The organism is Streptomyces sp. NPDC054840 (genome assembly GCF_053611065.1).
The window spans coordinates 1-13,196 of record NZ_JBSGZP010000138.1; the positions used below are offsets into that span (position 1 = coordinate 1).

At 72.1% G+C, this 13,196-nt stretch carries 10 protein-coding genes; 2 read left to right on the forward strand and 8 right to left on the reverse strand.

The features are described 5' to 3' along the window. Nucleotides 1-77 precede the first annotated feature (77 nt). From ACWGIU_RS12980 to ACWGIU_RS13005, 6 genes are all read right to left on the reverse strand, one after another. On the reverse strand, nucleotides 78-2,558 hold the full coding sequence (locus ACWGIU_RS12980) for a SpoIIE family protein phosphatase (RefSeq protein ID WP_453705178.1): 2,481 nt from the start codon (nucleotides 2,556-2,558) through the stop codon (nucleotides 78-80). Between the two features lie 37 nt (nucleotides 2,559-2,595). Further along, nucleotides 2,596-3,756, reverse strand: coding sequence for a PP2C family protein-serine/threonine phosphatase (locus ACWGIU_RS12985; RefSeq protein ID WP_453705180.1), 1,161 nt, complete (start codon nucleotides 3,754-3,756; stop codon nucleotides 2,596-2,598). 121 nt (nucleotides 3,757-3,877) lie between these two features. Beyond that, a complete protein-coding gene (locus ACWGIU_RS12990; RefSeq protein WP_453705182.1) occupies nucleotides 3,878-4,675 on the reverse strand; it encodes a VOC family protein in 798 nt (265 codons plus the stop codon). Nucleotides 4,676-4,755: 80 nt separating this feature from the next. Next, complete coding sequence (locus tag ACWGIU_RS12995; protein ID WP_453705184.1) at nucleotides 4,756-5,940, reverse strand: D-alanyl-D-alanine carboxypeptidase family protein; 1,185 nt, start codon at nucleotides 5,938-5,940, stop codon at nucleotides 4,756-4,758. A gap of 85 nt (nucleotides 5,941-6,025) precedes the next feature. Continuing rightward, nucleotides 6,026-6,199, reverse strand: coding sequence for a hypothetical protein (locus tag ACWGIU_RS13000; RefSeq protein ID WP_453705186.1), 174 nt, complete (start codon nucleotides 6,197-6,199; stop codon nucleotides 6,026-6,028). 36 nt (nucleotides 6,200-6,235) lie between these two features. After that, a complete protein-coding gene (locus tag ACWGIU_RS13005; RefSeq protein ID WP_453705187.1) occupies nucleotides 6,236-7,852 on the reverse strand; it encodes an ADP-ribosyltransferase domain-containing protein in 1,617 nt (538 codons plus the stop codon). A gap of 356 nt (nucleotides 7,853-8,208) precedes the next feature. Here ACWGIU_RS13005 and ACWGIU_RS13010 point away from each other — a divergent pair, with 356 nt between their 5' ends. Beyond that, nucleotides 8,209-8,889, forward strand: a complete 681-nt coding sequence (locus ACWGIU_RS13010) for a macro domain-containing protein (RefSeq protein WP_453705189.1) — start codon at nucleotides 8,209-8,211, stop codon at nucleotides 8,887-8,889. A gap of 72 nt (nucleotides 8,890-8,961) precedes the next feature. On the opposite strand, the gene ACWGIU_RS13015 is transcribed toward ACWGIU_RS13010, so the two are convergent. Both ACWGIU_RS13015 and ACWGIU_RS13020 read right to left on the reverse strand, forming a co-directional pair. After that, complete coding sequence (locus ACWGIU_RS13015) at nucleotides 8,962-10,386, reverse strand: amino acid permease (RefSeq protein WP_453705195.1); 1,425 nt, start codon at nucleotides 10,384-10,386, stop codon at nucleotides 8,962-8,964. A 216-nt stretch (nucleotides 10,387-10,602) separates the two neighbouring features. Further along, nucleotides 10,603-11,583, reverse strand: a complete 981-nt coding sequence (locus tag ACWGIU_RS13020; RefSeq protein ID WP_453705191.1) for a hypothetical protein — start codon at nucleotides 11,581-11,583, stop codon at nucleotides 10,603-10,605. Between the two features lie 405 nt (nucleotides 11,584-11,988). Here ACWGIU_RS13020 and ACWGIU_RS13025 point away from each other — a divergent pair. After that, nucleotides 11,989-13,196: FGGY family carbohydrate kinase (locus ACWGIU_RS13025; RefSeq protein ID WP_453705193.1), on the forward strand; the 1,208-nt coding region annotated here is incomplete at its 3' end.

Sequence of the window (13,196 nt, forward strand, 5' to 3'; positions counted from 1 at the left end):
GCTCCGCACCGCATCGGCGGCTCCGCACCGCACCGGCGGTGCTTCCGGCCCGTGACCAGGCCATCCGCGCGACCGCGTCAGGGGTCGCGGCGCCAGGGGATCTCGGCCCACACCTGCTTGCCGCCACTGAGCGGTACCGAGCCCCAGGCCGTCGTCACGGCCTCGACGATGAGGAGCCCGCGACCGCCGGTCGACTCCCAGCTCACCCAGATCGGTTTGACGGGGCTGCGCGGCGACGCGTCGTTCACGGCGATCCGCAGCCGGTCCGCCGACAGGGTCAGATCCATCTCCACCTCGCCCTGCGTGTGCGCGATGGCGTTCGTGACCAGCTCCGACACGACCAGCAGAGCCTCGTCGAGCTGCTCCACCACTCCCCAGGACCGCAGCGTGCGCGCGGTGAAGCGGCGCGCGTGCAGGACCGCGTTGGGCAGCCGCCACACCGTCCAGTGGCTCCGCTTCGGCCGGTCGCCCTGGCCGTCGTAGCGCAGCAACAGCAACGCCACGTCGTCGTCACGACGGCCCACGCCGCCGACCAACTCGTCGGCCACCCCTCCGACATCGAGCGGGTCCGCCGCCGCGAGCACATCGCACACCCGCCGCATGCCCTCCTCCAGAGGCAGCCTGGCGGACTCGACCATGCCGTCCGTCAGCAGAACGAGCAGGGTGCCCGGGACCAGCCCGGCCTCGGTCATGGGGAATTCCGCTTCCGCGAGCACACCCAGGGGAGGCCCGCCCTCGACCATCATCTCCTCGGCGAAGCCGTCGGGATGACGCAGGATCGGTGGCAGGTGGCCGGCCCGGACGACCCTGGCGATGCCCTCCTCCATGTCCAGGTCCACGTACCCGCACGTGGCGAACAGATCGGTCTCCATGCCGACGAGCAGCCGGTTGGCCCGCGCGACCACCACATCGGGCGGGTGGCCCTCCACCGCGTAGGCCCTGACCGCCGTACGCATCTGGCCCATGATCGTGGCGGCTCCCGCGCTGTGCCCCTGCACGTCCCCGATGACGAAGGCCACATGACCGTCACGGAGCGGAATGACGTCGTACCAGTCGCCGCCGACCTCGAGTCCGGCGGTCGCGGGCAGATAGCGGGCGACGGCGACCCCGCCCGGCAGCTCCGGGAGCTTACGGGGCAGCAGACTGCGCTGGAGCATGGTGGCGAGTTCGTGGCGCGCGTCCAGCGCGTGGGCGCGCACCAGCGCCTGCCCGACCAGCCCCGCGGTCGCGGTGAGCAGCGACCGCTCCTCAGGTCCGAACCGGTGCTCCGCGTCCCACCCCACCAGGCACACCCCCACCATCCGGCCGTCGGCGGGCAGCGGCAGCACCGCGAGACCACCGGGCCCGACACCCAGCAGCCCGGGCTCCAGATCCGCTTCCGGCGGCCACAGGCTCAGATGCCCCCCGCGCAGGGCGCTCTGCAGGGTGGGCAGGTCGCTGAGCGCCACGTCGGGCCACTCGGACCGCCACTCCGAGCGCCAGACCTCGGGCCAGGCATCGGCCTCCGGAGGATCGAGGGCGGTCACGATGAGCCGCTCCGGCTCCAGTTCGCCGACGGCGACCCGGGAGGCGCCGAGCGGCTCGCGCAGGGCGGCCACCACCAGCCGGCTGACGTCCCGGATGGTCGCCGCTCCCGCCAGGGTCGCCGACAGCCGCTGCACGACGGAGACCTCGTCGGCGCTGGGGCGCAGGTACGTGGCATCGGCCACCACGCCAAGGACCCGCTGCGGGGTGCCGTCGGCGTCCACTTCCACCCGGCAACGCAGCCCCAGCCAGCGCAACTCGCCGTTCGGCCGGCGGATCCGGAACGCCAGCTGCTGTCCGCCGGAGGCCAGCCGGTTCGGCTCCACGATCGCCATCAGCGCGGGCATGTCGTCGGGGACGGCGCAGGCGAGCAGGGTCTCCACCTGCTCGTCGAACTGCTCGGGAGGCAGGCCGAGCAGCTCCAGCACGTGCGCGTGGGCCTCCATGCGGCCGGTGCGCAGCTCCAGGATGAACGCGCCGCCCTGGTCGGGCACCAGCGACTGGCCCAGATGAGCCTGCGGGGCCTTGCGGCCGGCGAAGCGGGCGGCGGCCGATTCGAGCCCCGTGGCCACCTGGTCGGCGTAGAGCTCCAGAAGGCTGCGGTCGTCGGCGCTGAAGCCGTCCCCGGCCCGCCCGGCGACGACCAGGCAGCCGAGCTCCTGGTCCTCGTATCCCAGCGGCAGCGCGCCCAGCGAGATCCTGGCCGCCGAATCGGGGTCACCGCCCCGCACCCGGGTGGGGAAGTGGTGGGGGTCCTCCTCGATGAACGTGGCGAGTTCCGTGGGCGCCAGCCACAGCGGTCGGCCGGAGCGGAAGGCGTTGGCGGCGGGCGAATGGCCGGCCACGGCGAGGATCGCCGGCAGTCCGTAGAGGACGCGGCGGTTACCGGTGAGCTCGGCCAGATGGAGTTCCCTGCCGTCGTCGGCGACCACGTAGACAGCGGCGAGCTCAGCCCCGCAGAACGAGAAGCGATGTCTGGCCACTGTACGTATCACCTCCTCCCGAGGGCTTCTCGCCGACCGGCCCCTCTCCATGCTGTCGCGCTCCCGACCGTCCGGGCGAGTCCACGCACTAGGCCGGACCTCCGGCCGACGGCGGCTCCTCGTCCTCGCACCGGTCGACGACGAGGATCGCCGTGTCATCCGCCAGGCGGTTCTGCGTGTGGCGGAGCAAAGCCTGATGCAGGTCGTCCAGGAACGCCTCCCGGGTGTGGTTGCACATGGTCCCCATGGCCTTGGCCAGATCGAAGAAGGCGTCGTGCTGGTCGCGGGCCTCGATGACACCGTCGGTGTACAGGAGCAGCCGGTCCCCCGGTGCGAACGGATAACGGTCCGCCCGCCCGGGAGGACCGCTGATGAACTCTTCGAGCCCGAGCGGCGGCAGGGGGGCGGTGGGCATCAGGGGCCGGACCGTGCCATGGCTCAGCAGCAGCGGCGGCGGATGGCCCCGGTTGACCACCTCGACGTGAGCGCCGTCCGGGACCTGGGCCACCAGCGCCGTGACGAACCCCTCCAAGAGGGCGTCCTCGCCTTCGGCCGCACCCGCGACGACCGCATCCCGCCGCAGGGCCGCTCCGCAGTGGTTGACGACCTCCACCAGGTCGTCCTCGTAGTGCACGGACTCCCGGAACGCGCCCAGCACGACCGCCGCGGCCCGTACCGCGGGCAGGCCCTTGCCCCGGACATCGCCGACGATCATCCGGACCCCGTACCGCGTCTGCACCACGTCGTACAGATCGCCGCCGATCTGGGCGCCCGACTCGGCCGCGAGGTACATGCTGGCCGCCTGTACGGCACCCAGCCGGGCCGGCACCGGCCGCAGCAGGACGTCCTGGGCGGCGGTGGCGATCCGCTGGACGTGGTCCAGCTCGCTCTCCTGGCGCGTACGCGCGGAGCGGCTCGTCATGAAGCTCGCCGCCGTGACCAGGAAGAGGGCGAGGAAGTTCGTGTAGACCTGCTGGCTCCCCCAGGCGCCGTTGTAGCTGGCGGTGGCCACGCTGACACCGACGGCCACGCCCGCCGCCGCGAGCGTGCCCCTGGGGCCCATCGTCACGCCCGCCAGAGCGGGTGTCGCGACCAACAGGGGGCCGGTGTACAGGACGTGCAGGGGCGTGAACTCGACGAGGAGCACCAGCAGGGCGATCGCGAAGGGCACGCACTCCGCCAAGACGAAAAGGACCTGGTGGTGGCCGTCGGCTCGCGGTCCAGGAGGCGAGCGCAAGGGCGCTCTCATGACTACAGACTGCCTCGCCCCCACCCATGGCCGCCACTCCGGTCCACCGCTCCCGGAAAGCTCCGGCGGCAGCCGCGGCCGGAGATCCCCGCTCGCGCAGCGCAACCGGTGCCGCCCCGGCTCAGCTGCGGACCGGCGTGAGGACCACGAAGTCGGCGTTCGACGGGTCGAGGCAGACGGCGAGCCGGCCGACGCCTTCCGCGTCCTGCGGCCCCATCTGCACACTCCCGCCGTTCTCGGTCACCTCGGCGACCGCGGCGTCGCAGTCGGCGACGGCGAAGACCGGGTGCCAGTACGGCCGCCCCTGCGCGAGGGCGAGGTGCTCCGCGGGGAGCTCCATGAGGCCGCCGTGCATCCGCTCCTCGGGAAGTCCGCCGGGAGTGATGAGGGCGTACGTGCCCCCGCCGCCGGGCAGCGCCATGTCGCCGAACCGCCAGCCGAACACTCCGCCGTAGAACTCCTTCGCGGCGGCGGCGTCCGTCGTGTACAGCTCGGTCCAGCACAGTGAGCCCGGCTCGTCCACCAGCTCGACGCCCTTGTTCTGTCCCGGCTGCCAGACGGCGAACTGTCCGCCCAGGGGGTCGCTGTACTGCGCCATCCGGCCCCACTCGTCGAGGTCCCTCGGAGCCACCCGGACCGTGCCGCCCAGGCGTTCCACCGCCTGGGTGGTGGCGTCCGCGTCGGTGACACTGTGGTAGATCATCCAGGCCGGGCGCGCGCCCTCCTCGGTGAGCTTGCCGAGCCCGGCGACGATCTTCCCGTCCTTCCGGAACATCCCGCCCTCCATGTCCTCCCCCTCGCCCATGGACTCGTACTCCCACCCGAGCACGGCGCCGTAGAAGGCCGCGGCCGCACGGACGTCGGGCACGCCGAGGTCGAGCCAACAGGGGGAGCCGGGTACGAAGTCAGTGGTGATCATGGGATGGCCTTTCACGGGTCCGGTACGGTCCTCAGCCTGGCACCGGACACCGCCGGCCGCACCCGCCGCGCCACCCGGGGTCACGGCAGGCTTCGGCGGCTTCGCAGGACCGCCGCCCCGGCCAGGGCCGCCACCGCCGCGAGGAACGCGGCCGACAAGCCGTAGACCATCGGGGCACCCACGCGGAGCCGGTCCGGCGCGACGGCGCCGGCGGCGATGACGGCGGGCGGTGCCGCGGGCGGCGTCGCCGGGGGGATCAGCGATCCGACCGGGTCCACATGTCCCGCCGCGGCGAACCCCCAGTCCAGCAGGGACCGCGCCTCCTCGTACACGGCGTTCGCGCCGCCCCACTGGGGGTTCATCACCGTCGCCAGCAGGGTCCGGCCGTCCCGACGGGCGGCCGCGATCAGCGTGAAACCCGCCCGGGAGGTGTAGCCGTTCTTGACACCGATGATCCCCGGGTACCGGCCCATCCCGTCCTGACCGGTCACCAGCCGGTTGGTGTTCTCGATCCCGTACGTCCAGGTGGGACTGCCGTCGGTGTGGGTACCGCCGGGGAATCGGGCGTCGGCGGTCGCCGCGTACTCGGCGAAGGCGGGGTCCGCGAGGCCCGTACGGCCGAAGACGGCAAGATCGTAGGCGGAGGAGGCCTGGCCGTCCGCGTCGAAGCCGTCCGGGGAGACGACGGTGGTGTCCCGCGCGCCCAGGGCGCGCGCCTTGGCCTGCATCTGCGCCGACGTGACGTCCCAGCCGCCGTTCATCTCGGCCAGGACGCGCACGGCGTCGTTGCCCGAGCTGAGGAACACCCCCCGCCACAGATCAGCCACCCGGTAGGTGTGATCCGCCGAAAGACCGACCGTGCTGCTCCCCTCCGGTACCTCGTCCAGCTCGGCCGCGGTGACCGTGTGCCGGCCCGATCCGGGCAGGTGGGGCAGGGCGGTGAGGGCGAAGAGGGTCTTGAGGGTACTGGCCGGTGGCAGCCGGCGGTGTGCGTCGTGGGCCGCGAGCACCGCGCCCGTACCGACGTCCGCCACCAGCCACGACAGGGCGGACACGTCGTCCGGCAGCGCGGGCGCCCCCTGCCGCGCCCGGACATGGGTCCCGGACCGGTGCAACAGCGATGCGTCCACGGACGAGGCGGGTCTCGGCGGCAGTGGCTCCGCTCGGGTGGCGCCCGCGGCCGTCGGTGCGAGGAGGACCGACGCGCCGATGGCGAGAGCTGCCGCGCCCGTGCCGGTTCTGCGCCCGGAGGATCTGATGCTCATTCATCCACCGTAGAAATGCATCCGGCCGCGCGCAGCGACAGGTACGCCGACCGGCGGTAGGCCGGTCGGATCGGCGAGACGCCTCCTACGGGCGGAAGGCCTTCCGAACGAGCTCGCCGAACCAGGCGGGGCGTGTCGTCAGCACGTACGGGTACCGGGCTCCGGTGCCGCGGCACCGGACCATGACGAGGACCGACGTCCGGCACGTGGTGACGGCGGCGAAGGCGACCGCGCCGTCCCGCGACAGCGCCCGCGTCACCTCGGCAGGCCCGGCCCCGGCACGGCGGCCGCCCGCTCAGGACACCAGGGTCTGCTCCTCCAGCTCGGTCAGCCGTACCGTGCACAGGCCGCCGCGCTCGCTCCTCACGTCCGTCACCTCGAGCTGCGTACCCGGTGCGAGGATGAACTCCTCCTCGCCGGTGAACGCGGAGAAGCTGCGGATGCCGACCGCCCGGACCGGGGTCACCTCGAACAGCGTGCGCTTTCCGCGTCCACCGAGGAACGCTCGTGCCACGCCGACCTCCGACGTGCACGAGGACACCCCCCACCAGGTCACGGTCCCGCCGAGCGGGTACTGCGCGCGCAGGTCCAGCGCGACCCCGCGCCACAACGGCTCCTTCCGGGTGGGCAGTTCCGCCACCGCGGCGAACAGCAGCCGCAGGTACGGGAGGTACGGAACGAGCCGGGACCGGTCCGGGGAGCGCAGAACCGCGTTGATCTCCCGGTAGAACGCGGACTCGCAGGTGTACAGGTGCAGCGCGGCGATCGCGTCGGCGGACAGGCCGCCCGCCGCTCCGTCCGCCCGCCCCATGCCGAACTCGTGGGACAGCTTGACGTGCCGGTCCAGGCCGGACAGCGCCTCGACGACCGGGGTGACGGCGTTCTGGAAGTCCATCAGCGGGGTGTCGAACACACCGCTGATGGCGGGCAGGACGAGCCCCTCGTCCTTGACGCTCGCGAGACGGTCGAGGTACAGCTGGTGCAGTTCCATGGTGGACGCGATGAAGGCGCCCATGCGGCCGGCGACATCGTCGCCCGTGCCGCCGGTAGCCGGCCCCGCCGCGTTCCACCCCTTGCTCGGCAGCCAGTCGATCTCATCGGCACCGAGCGACGCGAGGGCGTCGTTCACCATGGCGAAGTGGTCGCCGTCGCAGAAGATGTCCCCCTGAGCGGCGGGGTTGGGGTGGTCGATGTGCCGTACCTCGACCTCGGGGTACTTCTCCTGCAGCCGCAGGACGACCTTCTTCAGGGAGCGGGCGTGGGCCCCCCACCAGGCGAACACGACGCCGCGGTCCTCCTCGTCGGCGTTCTGCTTCGCCCTCAGGATCTCCTCGACGATCCGCTCCGCGACCGGACGCCAGAAGGCGGTGTGCCGGTCGATGCCCGTCGTTCCGTCGCTGCCGGCGGTGAGTGCCGCGTTCAACAGCAGCACACCCTGGGTGAGCATCGCCTGGAACCATTCCGGGGGCTGGACGGTGTCCCGTTCCTTCAGCAGGGCACGGACGTCGGCGATGGGAGTCTTCTTGGGAATCCCGTACTTCCACATCGCCGCGGCCTTGATGATGCAGCGGATGCTGACGACCCTGCCGAACTGGCTGTCCGCCCAGTCGTGGAAGGTGTTGTCGAACATGGCTATGCCGGTGGCGCTCTCCGGCCGCGGGTACGGGTTCTGACCGAAGACGACCACCTTCCATCGGTGCGGCGGGTTGGGCTTGAGCGCCTGGAAGGTCAGTTCGCGTACGGGGACGGTCTCCGGGCTCCGGCCCGCACCGATGAACGCCGCCGCGTCCGGCTGCGCTTCGATGACGGGCTTCAGCAGCGGAAGCCACGGCTCGCCGCCGCCCTTGAACAGTTCGGCGAGGCCCAGCGGGTCGTCCGCGTGGGGCTGGGCAGGGGATGCTGCATCGCTCATGGGAGGCGCTCCGGGGGTCGGACCGTGCCGACGGGCACGATGAGGGCACGGGCGAGTCGCCCGTGCGGGTCTCGGGATCTCAGGTGTCAGGTGTCAGATGACCGTGCCGAGCCGGCGGAAGCGGCCTGAACGGCCCGCGTGCGTACCGGGAGCACGCGCAGGCGGGGCGATCGGCGCTCGTCCGCGGCCTCGGTCTTCGAGGCGTGGCCGACGGAAATCTGGCGGCAGGCTAACACCGGCCCGGGAGGGGCGCAATCGTGACGTCACGTCACGGTCCAGGCTTGTCAGGGGCGTTGTCAGTGGCTCCCGGTAGCGTTCTTGAGCAGTGCAGGAACCCTTTCCGATCGGAGTAGATCATGAGTGTGGACCGTGTGCCGTCGCCGCTCCGGGTGGTACTGACCGACACCAACGCGGAGGTGGTCCAGGCGTGGCGGGCGGCGTTCGCGGACACTCCCGGGATCGAGATCCGCCAGGGTTCGATCCTCGACGAGGCGGTCGACGCGTGGGTCACTCCGACGAACTCGCGGGGGCGGATGGACGGTGGGGTCGACGCGGTCATCAAGCGGCACCTGGGTGCGGGCATCCAGCTGCGCGTGCAACGGGCCATCCGGGCGCAGTTCGCGGGCAGTCTCCCGGTGGGGAGCGCGGTGTGCGTCGCTTCGGGGGCGGTCGCACCGAAGTTCCTGATATCGACGCCGACGATGGAGCAGTCCTCGCAGAACGTGCGCGAGACCTTGAACGTCGCCCTGGCGTGCGCGGCCGCGTTCCAGGCGATCCACCGGCAGAACGCCGAAGCGCCGGGCAGCATCCGGTCGGTGGCGCTGGTCGGCATGGGCGCCCGGACCGGCCGGGTGCCGGCCCGGGTGTGTGCCAACCTGATGTGGACCGGCTACACGCTGTTCCACGACTTCCGCTTCGATGACTACGACGATCTGCGCAGTACGGTCGTCGCGCAGCTCGACGACATCGAGGGCGGGCCCGCCGAGAAGCGGGTACGCATCGCGCCCCCGCAGCGGCGAACGGCCGGCCGCCGCTGACCGGCCCTGCGCCGCTCACCGGCCACCCGTGGACCGGATGCGAGCGCGGCCGGCCGGGGCGGTCGCGCCGGATCAGACGATGTCTTCGGCGATCTCCGCCTGCTCGCGGGCGTTGCCGTAGGCCGACGGGGTGCCGTACGAGCGGCGTGCGACGTACCACCAGACGCTGGCGAGGACCAGGACCACCGCCAGGGCGATCACGGCGTAGTTCATCGAGTCGATGGTGACGGGGGACTTCTGGGGCAGGCAGAAGAGAACGGTGACGAGCGCCACCCAGACGACGGCGATCCAGCCGATCGGCTTGCTCCAGCGGCCCAGGTTCCAGGGCCCGGGCTGGAAGCGGTTGCCGGCGCGCAGGCGCAGGTAGATCGGGATGGCGTAGGCCGGGGTGATGCCGATGACGTTGATGGCGGTCACGGCTCCGTAGGCGGTGGCCGAGTACAGCGAGGGGAGGGCCAGTACGCCCGCGACGACGACGGCGAGCCAGACGGCCGGCACCGGCGTCTGGGTCCGGCCGCTGACCTTGCGCCACAAGGCCGAGCCGGGCAGCGCGTTGTCACGGCTGAACGCGAAGACCATCCGGCTCGCGGCGGCGACCTCGGCATTGCCGCAGAAGAGCTGCGCGACGATGACGACGAGGAGCAGGGCGGTGGCGCCACCGGAGCCCAGTGCGTCGATGAAGATCTGGGCGGGCGGGACGCCGGTGGCGCTGTTCTGGACCGCCGCGTAGTCCTGGATGGCGAAGGTGAGGCCTGCGAGCAGGGCGAAACCGGCGATCCAGGAGACCCAGATGGCCCGGACGATGCCCTTGGCGGCGGAGACGGAGGCGTCCCTGGTCTCCTCCGAGAGGTGCGCGGAGGCGTCGTAGCCGGAGAAGGTGTACTGGGCCAGCAGCAGGCCGACCGCCGCCACGTAGAACGGGTTGGCCCAGCCGCTGTCGTTGACGAACTCGGTGAAGACGAACGAGGCCGACTGGTGGTTGTCGGGGATGAAGGCCAGGGCGCCGACGATCACGGCCACGCCACCCAGGTGCCACCAGACGCTGATGGAGTTGAGCACGCTGACGAGGCGGACCCCGAAGAGGTTGAGCGCGGCGTGCAGCAGCAGGATGCACAGGAAGATCAGGAACGTCGAGCCGGGGGTGGGCACGAACCCGAAGCGGAGGTTGAGGAAGGCGCCGGTGAACAGCGCGGCCCCGTAGTCGATGCCGGCGATGGCGCCGAGCAGGCCGAGCAGGTTCAGCCAGCCCGTGTACCAGCCCCAGCGGCGGCCGCCGAGCCGGTCGGCCATGTAGTAGAGCGCGCCGGAGGTGGGGTAGGCGCTGGTCACCTCGGCCAGGGCGAGACCCACGCAGAGGACGAAGAGGCCTACGCCGACCCAGCCCCACAGCATGACGGCCGGGCCGCCGGAGCCCATGCCGAAGCCGTACAGCGTCATGCATCCGGAGAGGACGGATATGACGGAGAAGCTGATGGCGAAGTTCCCGAAGCCGCCCATCCGGCGGGCGAGGACGGGCTGGTAGCCGAGCTCCCTGAGGCGTTGTTCCTCGTCCTGCTGGGGTGGGGCCTTACGGTCCTGGCGGGCTGCCCAATCGGTTCTGGACACGGCGGTACCTCCGGGGGTCTGTGGAGCACGGGGACGGTGGAGCCTGGGGGTGCGGGTGCAGCTGGGGGTGGAGCGAGCGGTCGGCGCCGTGGTGAAGTGCGGCGGGGGTCAGTTCCGGCCGGCCAGGCTGCGGGACCTGGCGTGCAGGAACACCTCCTCGGCCAGGGCGCGGTCGGCCGGGTCGCGGGTCCGGTGGGCCCACGGCAGGGTGGTCCAGTACGGGCCGATCGTGTCGAAGACCCGGGCCGCCTCGTCGAACTGGAGAGCTCCCCACAGGGCATGGGCGAGCTGGTTCAGATCGAGCGGGGAGGCGTGCGGCAGATCGGCGTGGTGGAACCAGGTGTCCATGGCGTGGAGGGCGTCGCGGACGGCGTCCTCGGCGACCCAGTGCAGGTCCAGGGCCCGCTCCTGGCCGCGTTCGCGGCGGTAGCGTTCGACCCGTACGTAGAGCGGCAGGACGTGCACGGCGGATCCCGGCGGTGCGGAACCGGCCGCCCAGTGGACGAAGTTGGCGGCCTCGGAGAGCGGTCCGGGCGCGCCCGCGTACACGAATTGGAGCATGCGGTGGTAGGCCTCGCGGTTGTGCGGGTCGCGCTTGTCGACTTCCGCGAGGATGCCCCAGGGGCCGGGGGGCAGCATCGGGCCGGGTGGCGCGATCCGGTGCTCGGCCATCTGGCGCTGCTCGTCGAGGAGGGCGAGGGCGAGCAGGCAGACCCAGGGCACGGGGTCGGCGGGGCTGATGCGGGCGGCTTCCCGGCAGGTCGACCACGCTTCCTGCCACAGCTCGCCGGTGCGGGGGTGTCCGGCGCGGTGGGCGCGGACGGCCCGTTCGACGCAGACGCGCGTGTGCATCACGAGTGCGGCGACGCTGTGCGGTTCCTCGGTCCGCCAGGCCTGGACCACGTCGGATCCGGCGGAGACGGCGGCGAGGACCTGGGTGCGCTGGGTCCACAGCCCCCAGTTGTCGGTGCGTTCGAGTAAGCGCGCCATGGCGACCCAGCGGCCGGTGCGCACGTCCTGGGCGGCGGAACGCAGCTCGTTGTCGTGCCCGGCCGGATGGTAGACGGGCCGGAAATCGCTGCCCGCCATCACCTCGTCCCGGTCGACGGGCGGCGGCCCGGGTGGGCGCGTACTGCGGTGATCGTGATCATCAGTCCTCGGATCGCATGGAAGGTGGGTCCATCCCGGCCGCCGGCTGCCGCGCTGCAACCGTGCCCGGTGCCAGGGATGCGTGAACCGTGCGAGAACTGTTCGTCGAACCCCCGCCGTTGACCCACGGTCGATGTCGCTGCCCGTTGATCGGCGATCACTATATGGCGATCAGGAGCATACGCATCCAGATCTTTGTTCGACCGTAAGTATCCGGCCACGATCGGCATATGAAGATGCGTCAAAGACGGACGGCGGGCCTCGGGCGGATCTTGACGGGCGAGGTCGGCTGGGGAAGGCTTCCGACCGACGTTCGATCAAGGCGACACCAGGGAGGGAGTGGTGATGACGGGCCCGGTGCTCGCTGTCGATCAAGGCACCTCGGGGACCAAGGCGCTGGTCGTCTGTCCGGTACGCGGCGTCATAGGCTCGGGATCCGCCCCCGTACGGCCCCGCTACCTGCCGGGCGGCCGCGTCGAGGTCACCCCCGGCGAGCTGCTGGACTCGGTCGTCGACGCCGGACGCGCCGCGCTGGCGGCGGCCGGCGAGCCCGTGGTCGCGGTGGGCCTCGCCAACCAGGGAGAGACCGTACTGGCCTGGGACCCGGCGACCGGCGAACCGCTGACCGACGCGATCGTCTGGCAGGACCGGCGCGCCGAACAGCTCTGCGCCGATCTGGCCCCGCACGCCCCGTCCTTGCGGGAGACGACCGGTCTGCCGCTCGACCCGTACTTCGCCGCCCCCAAGATGGCCTGGATACGCCGCCACCTCACCCGGCGCGGCGTCGTGACGACCAGCGACGTCTGGCTCGTGCACCGCCTCACCGGTGCGTTCGTCACCGATGCGGCGACCGCCGGCCGCACCCAGCTGCTCGACCTCGACACCACCTGCTGGTCGGACGCGGCGCTTGACGCCTTCGGCCTCACGGGGGAGCTGCTGCCGGAGGTCGTCGACGCCGACACCCGGGTCGGCACGACCACCGCGTTCGGTCCCGAACTGCCGGTGACGGGACTGCTCGTGGACCAGCAGGCCGCGCTGCTCGCCCAGAGCGTCACCGAGCCCGGCACCGCCAAGTGCACCTACGGTACCGGCGCCTTCCTGCTCGCGCAGACCGGCCCGCGCCCCCTGCGCAGCACCTCCGGACTGGTCGGCTGCGTGGCCTGGCGGCTCGCCGGCCGGACCAGCTACTGCCTGGACGGGCAGGTGTACACGGCTGCCTCCGCCGTGCGCTGGCTCACCGATCTCGGGGTGATCTCCGACGCCGCCGACATCGACACCGTGGGTGGGAGCGTCCCGGACGCCGGCGGAGTCACCTTCGTCCCGGCGCTCGCCGGGCTCGCCGCCCCGTGGTGGCGGGGCGACCTGCGCGGCTCGGTCACCGGTCTGGGGCTCGACACCACCGCCGGGCACCTGGTGCGCGCCCTGTGCGACGGCATCGCCGCCCAGGTGGCGGAACTCGCCGATGCGGTCGCCGCCGACCTGGGCGCCCCGCTCGCCACCCTGCGCGTGGACGGCGGCCTGACCCGATCGGCGCTGCTCATGCAGGCCCAGGC